We start from the raw sequence: 17,228 nt of genomic DNA, 5'->3' as shown, positions 1-17,228 counted from the left end.
GACGGCGCGTTCGGCGACCCGGGTGCCGGAGCCCTGCCGGGCGGTCAGCCAGCCCTCGGCGACCAGGTCGGCGTAGGCCTCCGCGACGGTGTTGCGGGCGATCCCGAGGTCGGTGGCGAGGGCCCGGGAGGAGGGCAGCCGGGTGCCGGGGGCGAGCCGGCCGGTGCGCACCGCGTCGCGCAGGGCGTCGGTCAGGCCCCGGCGCAGCCCGTGCGATCCGGCCGGTTCCAGATGGAGGTCGACGCCCAAAGTGGCCCAGGATTTAGCCATGGAAATGGACCATACTCCTGGGCTGTCCGGCTTCTACCGTGGAGGCATGAACACGGACGAGAACACCGAGTACGCGGCGGAGCACGCCCCGCGGCTGAACTGGACCGAGCACGCCCCGGACGTGTACAAGGCGATGGTCCGGCTGGACACCGCCGCCCGCCAGGGGGTGGACCCGAAGCTGCTGGAGCTGGTGAAGATCCGCGCCTCCCAGCTCAACCACTGCGCCTTCTGCCTGGACATGCACACCAAGGACGCGCTGGCGGCCGGGGAGAGCGTGGAGCGGATCATCCAGCTCAGCGCGTGGGAGGAGTCGCGGCACTTCTACACGGAGAAGGAGCTGGCGGCGATCGAGCTGACCGAGGCGATCACCGTGCTGACCGACGGCTTCGTGCCGGACGAGGTGTACGAGCGGGCCGCCAAGCAGTTCGAGGAGGCCGAGCTGGCCCGGCTGATCGCCGCGATCACGGTGATCAACGCGTGGAACCGGTTCGGGGTCACCGCCCGGATGACCCCGGGCCACTACCAGCCCGGACAGCACCGGTGAGCACGTCCCCGGACAAGGCGGAGGCGTTCCGCGCCCTGCACCTGGGGCGCCCGCAGGACGATCCGCTCGTCCTGCCCGGCCCCTGGGACGCGGCCAGTGCGCGGGCCTTCGCGGAGGCCGGGTTCCCGGCGCTGGCCACGCCGAGCGCGGGGGTCGCCGCGGCGCTCGGGTACGAGGACGGGCACACCCCGGCGGACGAGATGTTCGCGGCCGTCGCCCGGATCGCGCGGGCGGTGGACGTGCCGGTCTCGGCGGACGTCGAGGGCGGGTACGGGATCGCGCCGAAGGAGCTGGTGGAGCGGCTGCTCGCGGCGGGAGCCGTGGGCTGCAACATCGAGGACTCCGCCGAGGGGGTGCTCAAGGACCCGCGGGAGCACGCCGAATACCTCGCCGAGTTCTGCTCGGCGGCCGCCGGGCGGCTCTTCCTCAACGCCCGCGTCGACACCTTCGTGCACGGCGACGGCGATCCCGAACGGGCCGTCGAGCGGGCCGCCGCGTACATCGCGGCCGGTGCCGGGTGCGTGTACCCGATCCTGGCGCCGGTGGACGCGCTGCCCGTGCTGCGGGCCGGGATCGAGGGCCCGCTGAACGCGCTGGCCCTGCTGGACGGGGACGGCCCCGGGCCCGCCGCGCTCGGCGGACTCGGGGCCACCCGGATCACGTTCGGGCCGCAGCTCCAGCGCAGGGCCACGGCGGCGGCGCGGGAACTCGCCGCCGGTCTGCGCTAGCGGACGCTCAGGGCAGCCACTTCTTCCACACGGCAGGGTGGCTGTCCACCCACTTCTTCGCCGCCTCGGCCGGGGACAGCTTGTCCTGGGCGATCAGCAGCGAGACCTCGTTCTGGTCGTCCGTGGTCCACCGGAACCGCTTCAGGAACTCGGCCGCCTTGCCGCCCGACCTGGCGAAGTCGGCGTTGAGGTACTTCTGGAGCGGGGTGCGCGGATAGGCGCAGGCGATCTTCGCCGCGTCCGCGTCGCAGCCGTTCTTGTACGGCGGCAGCTTCACCTCCGTCATCGGGACCTTCTTGAACAGCCACTGCGGCGAGTACCAGTACGTCAGGAAGGGCTTCTTCTCCTTGGCGAACTGCTTCATCTGGGTGATCTGCGCCGCCTCGGAACCGGCGAATACCACCTGGTAGTCCAGCTTCAGGTTCTTCACCAGCGCCTTGTCGTTGGTGACATAGGACGGGGAGCCGTCCATCAGCTGGCCCTTGCCGCCGCTCTCCGCGGTGCGGAAGAGCGAGGCGTACTTGTTCAGGTTCCGCCAGTCGGTGATGTCGGGGTGCTGCTTGACCAGGTAGGTCGGCACGAACCAGCCGATGTGGCCGGTCACCCCGAGATCGCCGGCGCGCGTGATGGTCCTCTTCTCGTCGACGTAGCGCTTCTCCTGGTCCGGGTGGCCCCAGTCCTCCAGGAGGGCGTCGACCCGGCCCTGGCTCAGCGCGTCCCACGCGGGCACCTCGTCCACCTGCACGGTGTCGACGCGGTACCCCAGTTTGTGCTCCAGCAGGTACTGGGCGACGGCCACGTTGGACTCGGCGCCCACCCAGGACTGCACGGACAGCGTGACGCTCTTGCCGCCGCCGGTGTGGGCGAACGGGCTGGCCTGCTTGGTCATGTCGGCCGCGCCGCAGCCGGTGGTCAGCCCGAGCACGGCGAGAGCGACCGGAATCGTCGTGAGCAGTCGGCGTCGCATCTCAGGCTCCCTTCCCCGCGCGGCGTTCGGTGGGCTGGGTCACCCGGTCCAGCATCAGCCCCAGGCAGACGATGGCGGCACCGGCCACCAGACCGGTCGCCAGGTCGCCCTGGGCGAGGCCGTAGGCGACGTCGTAACCGAGGGCGCCGCCGCCGACCAGACCGCCGATGATGACGACGGCCAGGACCAGGACCACGCCCTGGTTGACGGCGAGCAGCAGCGCGCGGCGGGCGAGCGGCAGCTGGACCTGCCACAGCTGCTGCCGTCCGGTCGCGCCGAGCGAGCGCGCCGACTCCAGCGCGGCCGGGTCGACCTGCCGCAGCCCTTGCGTGGTGATCCGCACGACGGCGGGCAGCGCGTAGACGACGGCCGCGGCGACGGCGGGGGCGCGGCCGACGCCGAACAGGGCGACGACCGGGATCAGGTACACGAACTGCGGCATCGTCTGGAAGACGTCGAGCACCGGGCGCAGCGCGCGTTCGACGCGGTCGCTGCGGGCCGCGGCGATGCCCGTGGCGATGCCGAGGACGAGGGTGACGGCGACGGCGGCCAGCACCTGGGAGAGGGTGTCGAGGGACGGCTCCCAGACGCCGAGCACCCCGATCGCGGCCATGGCGAGCACGGCGGTCAGCGCGGTGCGCCAGGTGCCGATCAGCCAGGCCAGCGCGGCGACGATCAGCAGCACCGACCACCAGGGCAGCCATTGCAGGCCGTCGCGGATCGGGTCGAGCACCCAGGTGGTGAAGTGGCCCGCCCAGTCCGCGGTGCCGCCGACGACCGGGACCCCGGAGTAGAGGTGGGAGGTCATCCAGTCGACGGCGTGGTTGACCGGCTGGGCGATGTCCAGGCTCCAGCCGGCCGGCCAGTCCAGGGCGCCGAGCAGCCGGGCGGCGAGCGCCGCGACCGCGGTGACGGCGAGGGCGTACACCCAGCCGATGGTCCGGGGACCCTTCCGGCCGGCGGCACCGGCCGCGCCGGTCACCCGGTCCAGGACGACCGCGAGCAGCACGATCGGGATGCCCGCGGCGAGCGCCTGGCCGACGTCGACCGTGGACAGCGCCTGGTAGACGCGGTCGCCGAGGCCGCCGGCGCCGATGACGGAGGCGATCACGGCCATGGACAGCGCCATCATGATCGTCTGGTTGAGGCCCAGCAGGAGTTCCTTGCGGGCCAGCGGGACACGGGCGGTCAGCAGCCGCTGGCGGCGGGTCGCGCCGAGCGACTCCACGGCCTCCAGGACTTCGGGGTCGGCGCCGCGCAGGCCCAGCGCGGTGAGGCGGGCCATGGGCGGGGCGGCGTAGACGACGGTGGCGAGGACCGCCGCGGGGACGCCGATGCCGAAGACCAGGACGACGGGGAGGAGGTAGGCGAAGGCCGGGAGGACCTGCATCGTGTCCAGGACCGGGCGCAGGGCGCGGTCGAGGCGCTCGGAGAGGCCGCCGGCGAGGCCGAGCACCACGCCGACGAGCACGGAGGCGAGGACCGCGACGACCATCAGCGCGAGGGTCTGCATGGTCGGCTCCCACATGCCGAGCGCGCCGCAGGCCAGGAAGGCGACGGCGGTGCCGGTGGCGAGGCGGGGACCGGCGACCCGCCAGGCGACGAGGGCGCCGAGCACGGTGACGCCGGGCCAGCCGATGGCCAGCAGGGAGACGTAGACGGCGCGGACGGAAAAGACGACCGCCTCGCTGACGTAGCCGAAGAAGTAGAGGAAGAGGGGGTGGCTGTCGCGGTTGTCGATGATCCACCCGCTGGCGTCGGTCAGCGGCTTGGTCAGGCTGACCGTGAGGTGGTGCGGCCAGGCGCGGCCGTGCAGCACCGGCAGGAGCACGGCCGTGACGAGCGCGAGCAGCAGGAGCTTGCCGACGGCTCTGTTGCGCAGGACGGCGGGGGCCTTGGTACGCAGGGCGGGGACGGTGAGGACAGCCATCAGACGGCCTCCGGGGTGGCCGGCTTCTTGGCGTGCCCGTGCGCGCGGGGTGCGCCGGGCCGCGCGGACCCGGCGGCACGGCCGGGCGCGGCCACGGCGTCGCGGCCGGCGGGGGCCGCGGGGGCGGCCGGTTCCGTGGTCACGCCGGCCACCACGTCCAGGAGCTGTTCGCGGTCGACCACGCCCAGGCAGCGGCCCTCGTCCATGACGCGGGCGGCGGTGCCGGTGCGCGCGACGGCCTCGATGGCCTCGGAGACCGTGGCCTCCGGGGCGAGCGCGGGGCCCTCGGTGGTCTCCTCGGAGGTCGCCGGGCGCATCGCCGTACGGCAGGTCACGACCTGCTCGCGCGGCACGTCCCGGACGAACTCGCGGACGTAGTCGTCGGCCGGGGAGCCCACGATCTCCTCGGGGGTGCCGAGCTGGACGATCCGGCCGTCGCGCATCAGGGCGATGCGGTCGCCGAGCTTGAGGGCCTCGCTGAGATCGTGGGTGATGAAGACCATGGTGCGGCCCTCCTCGCGGTGCAGGCGGGTCACCTCGTCCTGCATGTCGCGCCGGATGAGCGGGTCCAGGGCGCTGAACGGCTCGTCGAACAGGAGGACTTCGGGGTCCACGGCGAGCGCCCGGGCGAGGCCCACGCGCTGGCGCTGGCCGCCGGAGAGCTGGCCGGGGCGGCGGTGCTCCATGCCCGCGAGGCCGACCTTGGCGACGATCTCGGCGGCGCGCTCGCGGCGCTCGGACTTGCCGATGCCCTGGATCTCCAGGCCGTAGGCCACGTTGTCCAGGACCGTGCGGTGCGGCAGCAGGCCGAAGTGCTGGAAGACCATCGCGGCGCGGTGGCGGCGCAGTTCGCGCAGCCGGGCCTTGTCCATGGCGGTCACGTCCTCGCCGTCGATGGCGATGGTGCCCGCGGTCGGCTCGATCAGCCGGGTCAGGCAGCGCACGAGGGTGGACTTGCCGGACCCGGACAGGCCCATGACCACGAAGACCTCGCCCTTGCGGACGTCGAAGGAGACGTCGCGGACGGCCGCCGTGCAGCCGGTGCGGGCGCGCAGGCCGGCCGGATCGAGGGCGGCGAGTTCGGGGTCGGCCGGGACGCGCTCGGGCTTGGCGCCGAAGACCTTCCACAGGTGGGAGACCGCGAAGACGGGGGCGTCCTCGGCGGTGGGCGGCTTGCGGGTGGGGACGGTGGTGTTCATCGGCGATCGCCTCCGATCAGGTCGACGGCCTTCTCCCCGACCATCAGCACCCCGATCATCGGGTTGACGGCGAACAGGGTCGGGAAGACGGACGCGTCGGCTATGCGGATGCCGTCGAGGCCGCGGATCTTCAATTCGGGGTCGACGACGGCGAGTTCGTCGTCGGCGGCGCCCATCCGGCAGGTGCCGGCGGGGTGGTAGACGGTGTGGTGCGCCTTGCGCAGCAGTTCGCTGAGCTGCTCGTCGTCGGTGACGTCGGGGCCGGGGAAGACCTCGCGCTCCAGCCAGCCGGCGAACGGCTCGGTCCGGGCGATCTCACGGGCGATCTTCACGCCGTCGACCAGGGTCCGGGCGTCGTAGCCGTCCTCGTCGGTGAAGTAGCGGAAGTCGAGGGCGGGCTTGACCTCCGGGTCCGCGCTGGTGAGGTAAAGACGGCCGCGTGCACGGGACTTGGGGATGTTCGGGGTCATCGACACGCCGTGCTCGGGGCGTTCGTAGCCCAGCCGCTCCGGGTTGTCGGTGAAGGGGATCTGGTAGAAGTGGAACATCAGGTCGGGGGCGTCCAGCGACTCGTCCCGGCGCACGAACAGCGCGGCGTCGGAGTCCATCGCGGAGTTCTCCGGCAGCGGCCGGTTCGTCTCCCACACGATCACCGACTCCGGGTGGTCCTGGAGGTTCTCGCCGACGCCCGGCAGGTCGTGCACGACGGGGATGCCGAGCGCTTCGAGGTCCTGCTTCGGGCCGATGCCGGACAGCAGCAGCAGTCGGGGCGAGTCCACGGCGCCGGCGCAGACCACGACCTCCCGGCGGGCGCCGATCAGCTGCTCCGTGCCGTCCTTGGCGCGCACGCGGACACCGGTGGCGCGCTTGCCGTCCAGCTCCAGCTTGTACGCCCACGTCTCCAGCAGCAGCGTGAGGTTGGGGCGGTCGCCGGCCTCGATGTGCGGGTGCAGGTAGGCGACGGACGCGGAGGAGCGCTTGTTGTTCTCCGGGTGGTAGGCGAGGTCGAGGAAGCCGACCCCCTCGTGGAACGGCTTGTCGTTGAAGCCGATCACCTCGGGGACGCCGATCGCGGTCTTCGTCGCGTCGATCCAGTCCTTGGCGATGAGGTTCTGGTCCTTCTCGGCGACGCGCACGATGTTGTTGCGCAGCCGGGCGAAGTACGCCTCCATCGGCACCGCGCCCCAGCCCTTGGCGCCGGCCTCCTCCCACTCGTCCCAGTCGGAGGGCAGCGGCTTGAAGGAGATCAGGGTGTTGTGCGAGGAGCAGCCGCCGAGCACCTTGGCACGGCTGTGCAGGATGTGGGAATTGCCGTTTGGCTGCTCGACGGTGGTGTACTCGTAGTCCAGGTCGCCGCCCAGCAGGCCCAGCCAGCGGCGCAGGGTGAGGACGTCCTCGCGGTCGATGTCGGTGGGGCCGCCCTCGATGACGGCGACGGTGGTGTCCGGGTCCTCGGTGAGGCGGGAGGCGATGACGGAGCCTGCCGTACCGCCGCCGATGACGACGTAGTCGTAGACGTGGGGGGTCTCGGGCATGGGGGTGCTACTCCAGGGGGTGTGAGAGGAAGGTCGGGTCGGGCTCAGCCGGCGAACCAGCGCACGGGTGCGGGCGCGAGGTTCTGGTACACGTGCTTGGTCTCCCGGTACTCGGCGAGTCCGGCGGGGCCCAGCTCGCGGCCGGTGCCGCTCTTGCCGAAGCCGCCCCACTCCGCCTGCGGCAGGTAGGGGTGGAAGTCGTTGATCCAGACGGTGCCGTGGCGCAGCCGGGCCGCGACGCGCCGGGCCTTGCCGGGGTCGGTGGTCCAGACGGCGCCGGCCAGGCCGTACTCGGTGTCGTTGGCGAGGCGGACGGCCTCGTCCTCGGTGGTGAAGGTCTCGACGGTGAGCACGGGTCCGAAGACCTCCTCCCGGACGACCTTCATCTCGCGGTGGCAGGCGTCCAGGACGGTCGGCTCGTAGAAGTAGCCCGACTCCGGCCGCTCCGGGGCGGGTTCGGGCCGCTTGCCGCCGCAGCGCAGCACCGCGCCCTCGGCGAGCGCGGAGGCGACGTACGCCTCGGTCCTGGCGCGCTGCTGCTCGGAGACGAGGGGGCCGACCTCGACGCCGTCCTCGGTGCCGCGGCCGATCCTGATCCGCTGGGCGCGGCGGGCGAGTTCGGTGACGAAGCGTTCGCGCACCGACTCCTCGACGATGAGCCGGCCGCCGGCCGAGCAGACCTGGCCGCTGTGGATGAAGGCGGCGTTGAGGGCCTGGTCCACGGCGGTGTCGAAGCCCTCCTCGGTGGCGCAGGCGTCGGCGAAGACCACGTTGGGGTTCTTGCCGCCGAGTTCGAGGGCGACCTTCTTCACCGTGGGGGCGGCGGCCTGGGCGACCTTGGTGCCGCTGACCAGCCCGCCGGTGAAGGAGACCAGGTCGACGCCGGGGTGCTCGGCGAGCCGGGCGCCGACGGAGTGCCCGGGGCCGGTGACGATGTTGGCGACGCCCGCCGGGAGCCCGGCCTCGGCCAGCAGCTCGATCAGCGCGATCGTGGTCATCGGGGTGATCTCGCTGGGCTTGATCACGAAGGTGTTGCCGGCCGCGAGCGCCGGGGCGATCTTCCAACTGGCCTGGAGCAGCGGGTAGTTCCAGGGGGTGATCAGGGCGCAGACGCCGACCGGCTCGTACACGACGACGCTGTGGACGTCGGGCGAGCCGGCGTCCACGACCCGGCCGGGGGCCTCGGCGGCCACCAGGTCGGCGAAGTAGCGGAAGGCGTCGGCGACACAGTCGATGTCGACCCGGCCCTCCTCCACGGTCTTGCCCGCGTCCTGGGCCTCCAGCCGGCCGAGGTCTTCGCGGTCGCGTACGAGGAGGTCGGCGACGCGGCGCAGCAGGGCGGCGCGCTCGGCGACGGGGGTGCGGGGCCAGGGCCCCTCGTCGAACGCCTGCCGGGCCGCGGCCACGGCGCGCTCGGCGTCCTTCTCGTCGCCCTCCGCGACCACCGCGAACGGCCGGGCGTCCGCCGGGTCGAGGATCTCCCGGGTCGCGCCGGAGATCGCCGCCAGCCATGCGCCGCCCGCGTGGATGGTCTCGTGGGCCTGTCGTGCCGTTCTGTCCGCCATGATCGGTGTTGCCTTCCGTTACCGTTTCGCGTCCCTGCGTCACCCGGTGGCCGGGGTCAAAGACCGTGGCCGCCTGCCCATGGCTTTTGGTTTGCATGCGGAATCGGTGAGCGAAAGTGTGCGGCGTCACTAAAAAGGCGGTGGAAAACAGACAGAAACGGGTATCGGGGGCGCTGCGTTCGGTCCATGCCCCCGGTACAGCCCGTGGCGACGGCGGCGACCCGCCCGGCGGCTTCGCCAGGACGCACGTGGGCCCCGCTCCGGAGGAACCGGAGCGGGGCCCAGGGAAAGTGCTCGGCCGGCGTCAGATGAGGCCGAGGGCGCGGACCGCCTCGCGCTCCTCCGACAGCTCCTTCACCGACGCGTCGATGCGCGCGCGGGAGAACTCGTTGATGTCCAGGCCCTGGACGATCTCGTACTTGCCGTCCTTGGTGGTGACCGGGAAGGAGGAGATCAGACCCTCCGGCACGCCGTAGGAGCCGTCCGACGGGATGCCCATGGAGGTCCAGTCGCCCTCGGCGGTGCCGTTGACCCAGGTGTGCACGTGGTCGATCGCGGCGTTCGCGGCGGACGCGGCCGACGAGGCGCCACGGGCCTCGATGATGGCGGCGCCGCGCTTGGCGACGGTCGGGATGAAGTCCTCGGCCAGCCACTTCTCGTCGTTCACGACCTCCGCGGCGTTCTTGCCGGCGACCGTCGCGTGGAAGATGTCCGGGTACTGCGTGGCGGAGTGGTTGCCCCAGATGGTCAGCCGCTTGATGTCGGCGACCGAGGTGCCCGTCTTCTTCGCCAGCTGGGTGAGCGCCCGGTTGTGGTCCAGACGGGTCATCGCGGTGAACCGCTCGGCCGGTACGTCCGGCGCCGCCGCCTGCGCGATCAGCGCGTTGGTGTTGGCCGGGTTGCCGACGACCAGGACCTTGATGTCGTCCGCGGCGTGGTCGTTGATGGCCTTGCCCTGCGGCTTGAAGATGCCGCCGTTGGCCTCCAGGAGGTCACCGCGCTCCATGCCCTTGGTGCGCGGGCGGGCGCCGACCAGCAGGGCGACGTTGGCGCCGTCGAAGGCGACGTTCGGGTCGTCGGTGATGTCGATGCCCTGGAGCAGCGGGAAGGCGCAGTCGTCCAGCTCCATGGCCGTGCCCTCGGCGGCCTTGAGGGCCGGGGTGATCTCCAGGAGGCGCAGCCGGACCGGAACGTCCGCGCCCAGCAGCTGGCCGGAGGCGATGCGGAAGAGCAGGGCGTAACCGATCTGGCCGGCCGCGCCGGTGACGGTGACGTTCACGGGAGTGCGGGTCATGGCGTTCTCCGTATGACAGCTGGCGGTGGGGCGTCCCTGCCCCGGGCGGATGATCGATCTCTTGGTATCAAGAGAGATCCACCGGTCAGGCTATCGCGCATCCGGCATGCGAGACGTGCCGGGCCCTGTGGCTCACCCCACAGAGGGGCACGACGGACGGCAAAAGGCGGCCGCCCGTCCGGAGAGGGGGAGGACGGAGACGGCCGCCGGTGGGGGTACCGGCGCACCGGTCTCCCGTGGGGGGTGCCGAGCGCCTGCCCAGGATCGGGCCGGGCATGCGCGCCGAACCGAAATTCATCCGTTCGGCATCCCGCGGGTGTGCCGGGCGGTCACTTCGTGCAGCCCGTGCGGCCGTTGGCGAGGGTGGCGCACGCCGTGGCCTCGGCCGGGTCCCGTACGGCGATCATCGGGGTGTACGCGATGGTCTCGCCGACGGCGGTGATCTGGCCGGTCTGCCGGGCCGTGCCCTTGCCCCCGGTGACCTGGACCTTGTCGCCGGGCACGGCGTTCGTGATCCGGCCCCACGCCGTGCCGCAGACCTTGCTGTAGCGGACCTCCAGGGTGGTGGCGCCGAGCGGGACGGTCTGGGCGGTGGCCACCTGGTCGCCGCTGCATCCCATGGTCTCGGCGTCCTTGCCCGCGCAGTCCGAGCCGGCGCACCGGACCCCGGGCGGGCGGCTCTCCCGCGCGCTGATGGTCGGCGCAGGCCGCTCGGCGGCCTTCGCGTGCCCGCCGCCGTGCCCACCGGTGAAGTGGAAGACCCCGAGGATGACGAGCAGCACGGTGACGAACCCGGCGAGGAACATCAGCGCCGGCTGCCGGTACCCGGCGACGCGTGACGTCCCGGAGGCCGGGGCTGCGTCGGGAGGGCTCGCGGGGCCGACTGGCTTCAGGGGGCTGGTCGCGCTTGTGGGGCTCGTGCTTGTCGAGCCGGTCGCGCTGTGGGGGCCGGTCGCGTCGTGGGAGCCGGTCGCGTCGTGGGAGCCGGTCGCACTCTTGGAGCCGGGCGGGTTCGTGAGGCGCACGGGACTCGCGGTGATCGGGCCGACCGGGGCCTGCGCGGGAATCCGCGGCCAACCGCCGCTGCCCGTCCCGGGCCCCTCCGGCCGTCCGCCGTCCCGCGTCCCGGGCCCCTCCGGCCGTCCGCCGTCCCGCGATCCGGTTTCCGCCGCCCGCTCGCCGTCCCGCGCCGCGGGCCGGGCGCTCGCCCGGGACGGGCCGCGGTAGCCGGCCAGCCCCCAGGAGCCGCGGGTCTCGGCCTCCGCGGCCGTCGGCTGGGCCGGGATCTTCGGGAAGGCGTCCGCCGGGTCGGTGAGGGTGGCTCCCCCGGACGCGCGGGAGGACGGCGCGCCGGAATCACGGGAGGCCGCGCGGGAGGCCGCGTCGCCGGAGGCCGCGTCACGGGAGGACGCGGAGACGCGCAGTGGCTGTGCCGTGTGGTCGAGCCCGAGTTCGGCCCGCCGCCAGGCGCGTTCGGCCAGCTCCCACATGGTGACGAGCGGGACCGGACTGGCCCCGGCGGCCTCGGCGAGCGCCACCGCCGCGCCCTTGGGCGCGAGGAGTTCACCCGCGAGGTAACGCTCCCAGGACGTCCTGCCGTAGCCGGTGCGGTCGGCCAGGTCCGCGACGTGCAGACCGCCGAGGTCCACCAGCCAGCGCAGCTGGTTGACGAACTCCTTGATCTCCGGGTCGAGTTCTTTCGGCAGGGTGTTCCAACGAGGCATCGATCTCCCCCCTCATCCCCACTTTGTCACGTGTCCCGAACTGTCCACACATCGGCACCACAAAGGCACGGAGCGGCGGCGCGCGGTCACCGTAGCGGAACGGTCACTTCCGTGCCACAGCGCGAAAACAGCCGCTCATCAGGCCGTTCGCCGCGGGCGAGGGTGTTTCGGGCGGCGGTCCGTCCTCCCTCGGAGGGAGGGGACGAACCGCCGTACCGGTGGCCTTACCTGGTCACCGTGGAGTGCAGCGTGTCCTTCAGGAACGGGATCTCCAGCCAGGGTTGCGGCTGGGCCATCAGCGCCAGCAGGACGATCACCAGGCCGAGGACGCCGTAGGTGCTGATGTCGGTGAACCGGGAGCGGACGGCGAGCATGCCGACGCCCGGCAGCATCCAGCGCAGCACCGCGCCGGCCAGCAGCCCCACACCGATCAGCAGGATGCCGACGCGGAACGCGTCGAGCGCGGTCACCAGCAGGCCGAGCGCGACCGTGCCCAGCACCACCAGCAGCGGCCACTGCCGCGCGGGCGCCGGGGCGGCACCGGACGCGGCCCGGCCACCGCCCTCCGGCCGTGCGGTGTCCCTGGTGAACAGCGGGAAGCGGCGGGTGACGCGGCGCGGGCGCCCCTGTGCGTCCGGGGCGCTGATCGCGTCGCGGACCGTCTCCTCCTCCACGCCACCGCCGTCCGCGCCGTCCGTGCTCTCGCGGTCCACGCTCTCGTCGTTCACGGTCGCCTCGCTCGCGGTCGCGTCGCCGCGGCGGGTGTCGTCAGCCGGCACTGCGCTCCGCCGCCTCGACCACGTTGACCAGCAGCTGGGCCCGGGTCATCGGACCGACACCGCCGGGGTTCGGGGAGATCCAGCCCGCCACCTCGGCCACGTCCGGGTGGACGTCGCCGACGATCTTGCCCTCGGCGTTGCGGGAGACGCCGACGTCCAGGACGGCCGCGCCCGGCTTGACGTCCTCGGCGCGGATCAGGTGCGGGGAGCCGGCCGCCGCGATGACGATGTCGGCCCGCTTGAGGTGGGCGGACAGATCGCGGGTGCCGGTGTGGCACTGGGTCACGGTGGCGTTCTCGCTGCGGCGGGTGAGCAGCAGCGGCATCGGACGGCCGATGGTCACGCCCCGGCCGACGACCACGACCTCGGCGCCCTTGATCTCCACGCCGTAGCGGCGCAGCAGGGTGAGGATGCCGTTGGGGGTGCAGGGCAGCGGGGCCGGCTCGTTGAGCACCAGGCGGCCCAGGTTCATCGGATGCAGGCCGTCCGCGTCCTTGGCCGGGTCCATCAGCTCCAGGATGCGGTTCTCGTCGATGCCCTTGGGCAGCGGCAGCTGGACGATGTAGCCGGTGCAGGCGGGGTCCTCGTTCAGCTCGCGGACGACCGCCTCGATCTCCTCCTGGGTGGCCGTGGCCGGCAGCTCCCGCTGGATGGAGGCGAGGCCCACCTGGGCGCAGTCGCGGTGCTTGCCCGCGACGTACTTGCGGCTGCCGGGGTCGTCCCCGACCAGGACGGTGCCGAGTCCGGGCGTGACTCCCTTCTCCCTCAGCGCCGCCACGCGGGCGGTCAGATCGGACTTGATCGCGGCTGCGGTGGCCTTGCCATCGAGAATCTGGGCGGTCATACCCCCATCCTCCCGGATGACCGCCCCGGGGTTCCAATCCGGGTCCGCGTCCACGCCGTTGTGATCACGGATGTTGCACTTGCACAACACCCGCCGATTACGGCTGGACAAGCCACTATCCGGTCAAGAACGATGAACAGCGCAGTGCAGCGGGCAGCTCATCGGGGGGACGGACCGCATCTGTAGAAACTCTCCTCCGTGCAGTGCCGCGCCTCGTCCCCGCACTCGGAACAACGGAGGAAGACCAACCATGAGCTACGGCGACCCGAACAACCCCTACGGCGCCCCGCAGGGCCAGCCCCAGCAGCCCGGCTACGGCTACCCCGCCGCGCCGCCGGTCCAGCAGCCGTACGGCGCCGCCGCCCCGATGACCGCCATGCCGGGCAAGGTCAGCGCGGCCCGCACGATGCTGTGGGTCATCGTCGCCCTCCAGGTCATCGGCGTGGCGCTGTTCGCCTTCTCCGCCGTGGCCATCAACAAGGCCAAGAAGGACAACTCCCTGCCGGGGCTCTCCGACTACCCGGTGGGCGTGATGTGGGCCTTCGTGGTGCTCGCGCTCGCCTGGCTGGTGTGGGCTGCCGTCATGGCCGCGAAGTTCTCCACCGGCGGCAACGGCCTGCGGGTCACGGCCCTGGTCTTCGGCATCCTGAGCGCGGTGCTCGGCGTCTACCCGTTCCTCGTCATCGTGGGCATCGTGCACATCGTGCTCGGCATCCTGATCGCCTGCTTCGTCGGCGGCGCCGACGGCAAGGCCTGGTTCAACCGCGCCCGCTACTGAACCACCCCGGCGCGAGGCACACTTCGCGCCATCCGGCTTCCGGGGCCGTGTCCCACCCTGCCAGGGGGGACACGGCCCCGGTGCGTCTCCCCCCGAGGAAGCGACCGCGTCGCTCGTTCACACGGGGGAACGGTGAACATCGCCGGCCCGCCGGGGTGTTCACCGCGGCCACCGCCCTGAGCGGCGGCCGCACGGACGGTCTCCGGCCCCCTCGGGGAGGGCCGGAGACCGTCGCGGCTCAGTGGAAGAAGTGGCGCGTGCCCGTGAAGTACATGGTCACGCCCGCCTTCTTGGCGGCCTCCACGACCTGCTCGTCGCGGATGGAGCCGCCGGGCTGGACGATCGCGCGGACACCGGCCTCGATCAGGATCTCCGGGCCGTCGGGGAAGGGGAAGAACGCGTCGGAGGCGGCGAAGGAGCCACGCGCCCGCTCCTCACCGGCCCGCTCGACCGCCAGCTTGCAGGAGTCGACGCGGTTGACCTGGCCCATGCCGACGCCGACCGAGGCGCCGTCCTTGGCGAGCAGGATCGCGTTGGACTTCACGGCGCGGCACGCCTTCCAGGCGAAGGCCAGCTCCTTCAGCTCCTCGGCGGACAGCGCCTCGCCGCTGGCCAGCGTCCAGTTGGCGGGGTCGTCGCCGTCGGCCTGGAGCCGGTCGGTCACCTGGACCAGCAGGCCGCCGTCGATCTGCTTGGCCTCGACCGCGCCCGTGGGCGCGCCGGGGGCCTTCAGCACCCGGATGTTCTTCTTCTTGGTGAGGGCCTCCAGGGCCCCCTCCTCGTAGTCCGGCGCCACGATGACCTCGGTGAAGATGTCCGCGACCTGCTCGGCCATCTCCCGGCTCACCGGACGGTTGACCGCGATCACACCGCCGTACGCGGAGACCGGGTCGCAGGCGTGCGCCTTGCGGTGCGCCTCGGCGACGTCCGCGCCGGTCGCGATGCCGCAGGGGTTGGCGTGCTTGATGATCGCGACACAGGGGTCGGCGTGGTCGTACGCGGCACGGCGGGCGGCGTCCGTGTCCGTGTAGTTGTTGTACGACATCTCCTTGCCGTGCAGCTGCTCCGCCTCGGCCAGGCCGCCCGTGCCGTCCACGTACAGCGCGGCGCCCTGGTGGGGGTTCTCGCCGTAGCGCAGGGTGTTCTTGCGCTCGTAGGCGGCGCCGGTGAAGTCCGGGAAGCCCGAGTCGTCCGCGGGGGCGTAGTCGGCGGCGAACCAGGAGGCGACGGCCACGTCGTAGGCGGCGGTGTGCCGGAAGGCCTCGGCGGCCAGCCGCTTGCGGGCGGCCAGGTCGAAGCCGCCGTCCTTGGCGGCCTCCAGCACGTCGGCGTACCGCTCGGGGCTGGTGACCACGGCGACCGAGGGGTGGTTCTTGGCGGCGGCGCGGACCATCGAGGGGCCGCCGATGTCGATCTGCTCCACGCACTCGTCGGCCGAGGCCCCGGAGGCGACGGTCTCGCGGAACGGGTAGAGGTTCACGACGACCAGGTCGAAGGGCGCCACGCCCAGCTCGGCGAGCTGCGTGCGGTGGCTGTCCAGCCGCAGGTCGGCGAGGATGCCCGCGTGCACCTTGGGGTGCAGGGTCTTGACCCGGCCGTCCAGGCACTCGGGGAAGCCGGTCAGCTCCTCGACCTTGGTGACGGGGACGCCGGCGGCGGCGATGCGGGAGGCGGTGGACCCGGTCGACACCAGCTCGACACCGGCCTCGTGCAGCCCGCGTGCCAGCTCCTCCAGGCCGGTCTTGTCGTAGACGCTGACGAGCGCCCGGCGAAGGGGCCGCTTGTTGCTCTCGGCGGTCACTGGATAACTACCTTTCGTCCCTCAATGCGATAGCCGTTGCGGGCGAGCCGCCCCACGACCTCGACGAGCAGCCTTCGCTCGACTTCCTTGATGCGCTCGTGCAGCGCGCTCTCGTCGTCCTCGTCCCGGATCTCCACCACGCCCTGCGCGATGATCGGCCCGGTGTCGACGCCGTCGTCGACGAAGTGGACGGTGCAGCCGGTGACCCTGGCGCCGTACGCGAGCGCGTCACGGACGCCGTGGGCGCCGGGAAAACTGGGCAGCAGGGCAGGGTGGGTGTTGACGAACCGCCCGCCGAAGCGCGCGAGGAACTCCTTGCCCACGATCTTCATGAACCCGGCGGAGATCACCAGGTCGGGCTCGTGCGCCGCCACGGCCGCGGCGAGGGCGGCGTCCCACTCCTCGCGGCTCGCGTGGTCCTTGACCCGGCACACGAAGGTCGGCAGCCCGGCCCGTTCGGCACGGGCGAGCCCCTCGATGCCGTCGCGGTCCGCCCCTACGGCGACGATCCGCGCGCCGTACGCCTCCGCGCCGGTGCGCTCGATCTCGTCGAGGAGCGCCTGGAGGTTGGTGCCGGATCCGGAGACCAGCACGACGAGGCGCTTGGCCACGGGGTTGGCGGCCACGGTGGGGCCCTTTCTCAAGAAACGATCTGTGCCGTCGGCGGTTTGTACAGTCGTACGAATGCGTCGCGCCCCGGGATACGGGGAAGTCTACGAAGCGGCCGACCGCCAGCAACGATACCGGCCCCGCGGACGGCCCCCACGGGACGGGTGCGTGGCCGGGAGGTAGCGTTCGCAGGGAATCGCGAGGGGCAGCCTCGGGAACGCGGTCGCCGTGCGGCGCGTTGACGAGGTGGAAGCTCACGACGACCAGCCGTGTTGATCTAGGGGAAGACGCTCTTTTGATGCCCGTCCGCAGCCTGCGACTCCTCACGTTCCCGCCAGATTCGGCCCCGGGGGGAGCGCGCGCCGGCATGCTGCTGCGCGAGCGGCCTTCGACCCCGCCGGACGCCCCGCGGGGCGGGGCGTCCGAGGGCGGACGGGACCGTGGCGGCGGGCCGGGCCGGTCCCGCGGGGGCAGTAGCCGGCGGGGTGGGGGCGCCCACCCCGGGCGGGCGGCGGCCGGGCCCGCGCGGACAGCGCGGCGGCGACCGTCACCGCGACGGCGCCGGCCACCCCCGCGGGATGGGTGTGGGTGACCTCCGCCGAGCGCGCCGCCTCGGTGACGACCCGCCGCAGATCGGGTGGAAGAACGCGCCCGGCGGCGC

16 protein-coding genes are annotated in these 17,228 nt (G+C 72.6%); 3 read left to right on the top strand and 13 right to left on the bottom strand.

Annotated features, from left to right (window positions below; genetic code table 11):
• Positions 1–270, bottom strand: a 270-nt coding sequence (locus FRZ03_RS37975; protein WP_146469761.1) for a GntR family transcriptional regulator, incomplete at its 3' end; no start/stop codon positions are given.
• 46 nt (positions 271–316) lie between these two features.
• On the opposite strand from FRZ03_RS37975, the gene FRZ03_RS37970 reads away from it, so the two are divergent.
• Positions 317–814, top strand: a complete 498-nt coding sequence (locus FRZ03_RS37970) for a carboxymuconolactone decarboxylase family protein (RefSeq protein WP_146469713.1) — start codon at positions 317–319, stop codon at positions 812–814.
• Positions 811–1,542 carry an isocitrate lyase/phosphoenolpyruvate mutase family protein gene (locus tag FRZ03_RS37965; RefSeq protein ID WP_146469712.1) on the top strand — a complete coding sequence of 244 codons (732 nt, stop codon included), beginning with the start codon at positions 811–813 and terminating at the stop codon, positions 1,540–1,542. The genes FRZ03_RS37970 and FRZ03_RS37965 overlap by 4 nt, the downstream gene beginning before the upstream one ends.
• 7 nt (positions 1,543–1,549) lie before the next feature.
• On the opposite strand, the gene FRZ03_RS37960 is transcribed toward FRZ03_RS37965, so the two are convergent.
• The 9 genes from FRZ03_RS37960 to FRZ03_RS37920 form a co-directional block, all read right to left on the bottom strand.
• Positions 1,550–2,509: an ABC transporter substrate-binding protein gene (locus FRZ03_RS37960; RefSeq protein ID WP_146469711.1), complete on the bottom strand. Its 960-nt coding sequence runs from the start codon at positions 2,507–2,509 to the stop codon at positions 1,550–1,552.
• Position 2,510: 1 nt separating this feature from the next.
• Positions 2,511–4,439, bottom strand: a complete 1,929-nt coding sequence (locus FRZ03_RS37955; protein WP_146469710.1) for an ABC transporter permease — start codon at positions 4,437–4,439, stop codon at positions 2,511–2,513.
• Complete coding sequence (locus tag FRZ03_RS37950; RefSeq protein ID WP_146469709.1) at positions 4,439–5,638, bottom strand: quaternary amine ABC transporter ATP-binding protein; 1,200 nt, start codon at positions 5,636–5,638, stop codon at positions 4,439–4,441. The genes FRZ03_RS37955 and FRZ03_RS37950 overlap by 1 nt, the downstream gene beginning before the upstream one ends.
• Positions 5,635–7,173, bottom strand: a complete 1,539-nt coding sequence (locus tag FRZ03_RS37945; protein WP_146469708.1) for a GMC family oxidoreductase — start codon at positions 7,171–7,173, stop codon at positions 5,635–5,637. Before FRZ03_RS37945 ends, FRZ03_RS37950 begins: the two co-directional genes overlap by 4 nt.
• Positions 7,174–7,217: 44 nt before the next feature.
• The gene (locus tag FRZ03_RS37940; protein ID WP_146469707.1) at positions 7,218–8,738 is read right to left on the bottom strand and encodes an aldehyde dehydrogenase family protein; all 1,521 of its coding nucleotides are present in this window, start codon (positions 8,736–8,738) and stop codon (positions 7,218–7,220) included.
• 304 nt (positions 8,739–9,042) lie between these two features.
• Positions 9,043–10,032 carry a malate dehydrogenase gene (locus tag FRZ03_RS37935; protein WP_146469706.1) on the bottom strand — a complete coding sequence of 330 codons (990 nt, stop codon included), beginning with the start codon at positions 10,030–10,032 and terminating at the stop codon, positions 9,043–9,045.
• A 329-nt stretch (positions 10,033–10,361) separates the two neighbouring features.
• The gene (locus tag FRZ03_RS37930; RefSeq protein WP_146469705.1) at positions 10,362–11,756 is read right to left on the bottom strand and encodes a DUF2690 domain-containing protein; all 1,395 of its coding nucleotides are present in this window, start codon (positions 11,754–11,756) and stop codon (positions 10,362–10,364) included.
• A 224-nt stretch (positions 11,757–11,980) separates the two neighbouring features.
• Positions 11,981–12,469, bottom strand: a complete 489-nt coding sequence (locus tag FRZ03_RS37925; RefSeq protein WP_315902691.1) for a DUF3017 domain-containing protein — start codon at positions 12,467–12,469, stop codon at positions 11,981–11,983.
• A gap of 55 nt (positions 12,470–12,524) precedes the next feature.
• On the bottom strand, positions 12,525–13,379 hold the full coding sequence (locus FRZ03_RS37920) for a bifunctional methylenetetrahydrofolate dehydrogenase/methenyltetrahydrofolate cyclohydrolase (protein WP_146469704.1): 855 nt from the start codon (positions 13,377–13,379) through the stop codon (positions 12,525–12,527).
• A gap of 250 nt (positions 13,380–13,629) precedes the next feature.
• Between FRZ03_RS37920 and FRZ03_RS37915 the strand changes: the two genes are divergently transcribed.
• Positions 13,630–14,157: a hypothetical protein gene (locus tag FRZ03_RS37915; protein WP_146469703.1), complete on the top strand. Its 528-nt coding sequence runs from the start codon at positions 13,630–13,632 to the stop codon at positions 14,155–14,157.
• A gap of 238 nt (positions 14,158–14,395) precedes the next feature.
• On the opposite strand, the gene purH is transcribed toward FRZ03_RS37915, so the two are convergent.
• From purH to FRZ03_RS41385, 3 genes are all read right to left on the bottom strand, one after another.
• Complete coding sequence (gene purH, locus FRZ03_RS37910; RefSeq protein ID WP_146469702.1) at positions 14,396–15,958, bottom strand: bifunctional phosphoribosylaminoimidazolecarboxamide formyltransferase/IMP cyclohydrolase; 1,563 nt, start codon at positions 15,956–15,958, stop codon at positions 14,396–14,398.
• Positions 15,955–16,584 carry a phosphoribosylglycinamide formyltransferase gene (gene purN / locus FRZ03_RS37905; protein WP_146469701.1) on the bottom strand — a complete coding sequence of 210 codons (630 nt, stop codon included), beginning with the start codon at positions 16,582–16,584 and terminating at the stop codon, positions 15,955–15,957. Before purN ends, purH begins: the two co-directional genes overlap by 4 nt.
• Before the next feature lie 306 nt (positions 16,585–16,890).
• Positions 16,891–17,199 (bottom strand): hypothetical protein, encoded by a 309-nt coding sequence (locus FRZ03_RS41385; RefSeq protein WP_398662271.1) that lies wholly within the window; start codon positions 17,197–17,199, stop codon positions 16,891–16,893.
• Between the last annotated feature and the right edge of the window lie 29 nt (positions 17,200–17,228).

The sequence above is a fragment of the Streptomyces misionensis genome (assembly GCF_007896895.1).
GTDB lineage: Bacteria > Actinomycetota > Actinomycetes > Streptomycetales > Streptomycetaceae > Streptomyces > Streptomyces misionensis_A.
This window is presented reverse-complemented; position numbering and strand designations above follow the sequence as displayed.

What these genes read in the sequence shown, in the direction of transcription:
- FRZ03_RS37970 (WP_146469713.1), top strand. Translation starts at nt 317, where the DNA reads ATGAACACGGACGAGAACACCGAGTACGCGGCGGAGCACGCCCCGCGG.
- FRZ03_RS37960 (WP_146469711.1), bottom strand. Translation starts at nt 2,509, where the DNA reads ATGCGACGCCGACTGCTCACGACGATTCCGGTCGCTCTCGCCGTGCTC.
- FRZ03_RS37955 (WP_146469710.1), bottom strand. Translation starts at nt 4,439, where the DNA reads ATGGCTGTCCTCACCGTCCCCGCCCTGCGTACCAAGGCCCCCGCCGTC.
- FRZ03_RS37950 (WP_146469709.1), bottom strand. Translation starts at nt 5,638, where the DNA reads ATGAACACCACCGTCCCCACCCGCAAGCCGCCCACCGCCGAGGACGCC.
- FRZ03_RS37945 (WP_146469708.1), bottom strand. Translation starts at nt 7,173, where the DNA reads ATGCCCGAGACCCCCCACGTCTACGACTACGTCGTCATCGGCGGCGGT.
- FRZ03_RS37940 (WP_146469707.1), bottom strand. Translation starts at nt 8,738, where the DNA reads ATGGCGGACAGAACGGCACGACAGGCCCACGAGACCATCCACGCGGGC.
- FRZ03_RS37935 (WP_146469706.1), bottom strand. Translation starts at nt 10,032, where the DNA reads ATGACCCGCACTCCCGTGAACGTCACCGTCACCGGCGCGGCCGGCCAG.
- FRZ03_RS37930 (WP_146469705.1), bottom strand. Translation starts at nt 11,756, where the DNA reads ATGCCTCGTTGGAACACCCTGCCGAAAGAACTCGACCCGGAGATCAAG.
- FRZ03_RS37920 (WP_146469704.1), bottom strand. Translation starts at nt 13,379, where the DNA reads ATGACCGCCCAGATTCTCGATGGCAAGGCCACCGCAGCCGCGATCAAG.
- FRZ03_RS37915 (WP_146469703.1), top strand. Translation starts at nt 13,630, where the DNA reads ATGAGCTACGGCGACCCGAACAACCCCTACGGCGCCCCGCAGGGCCAG.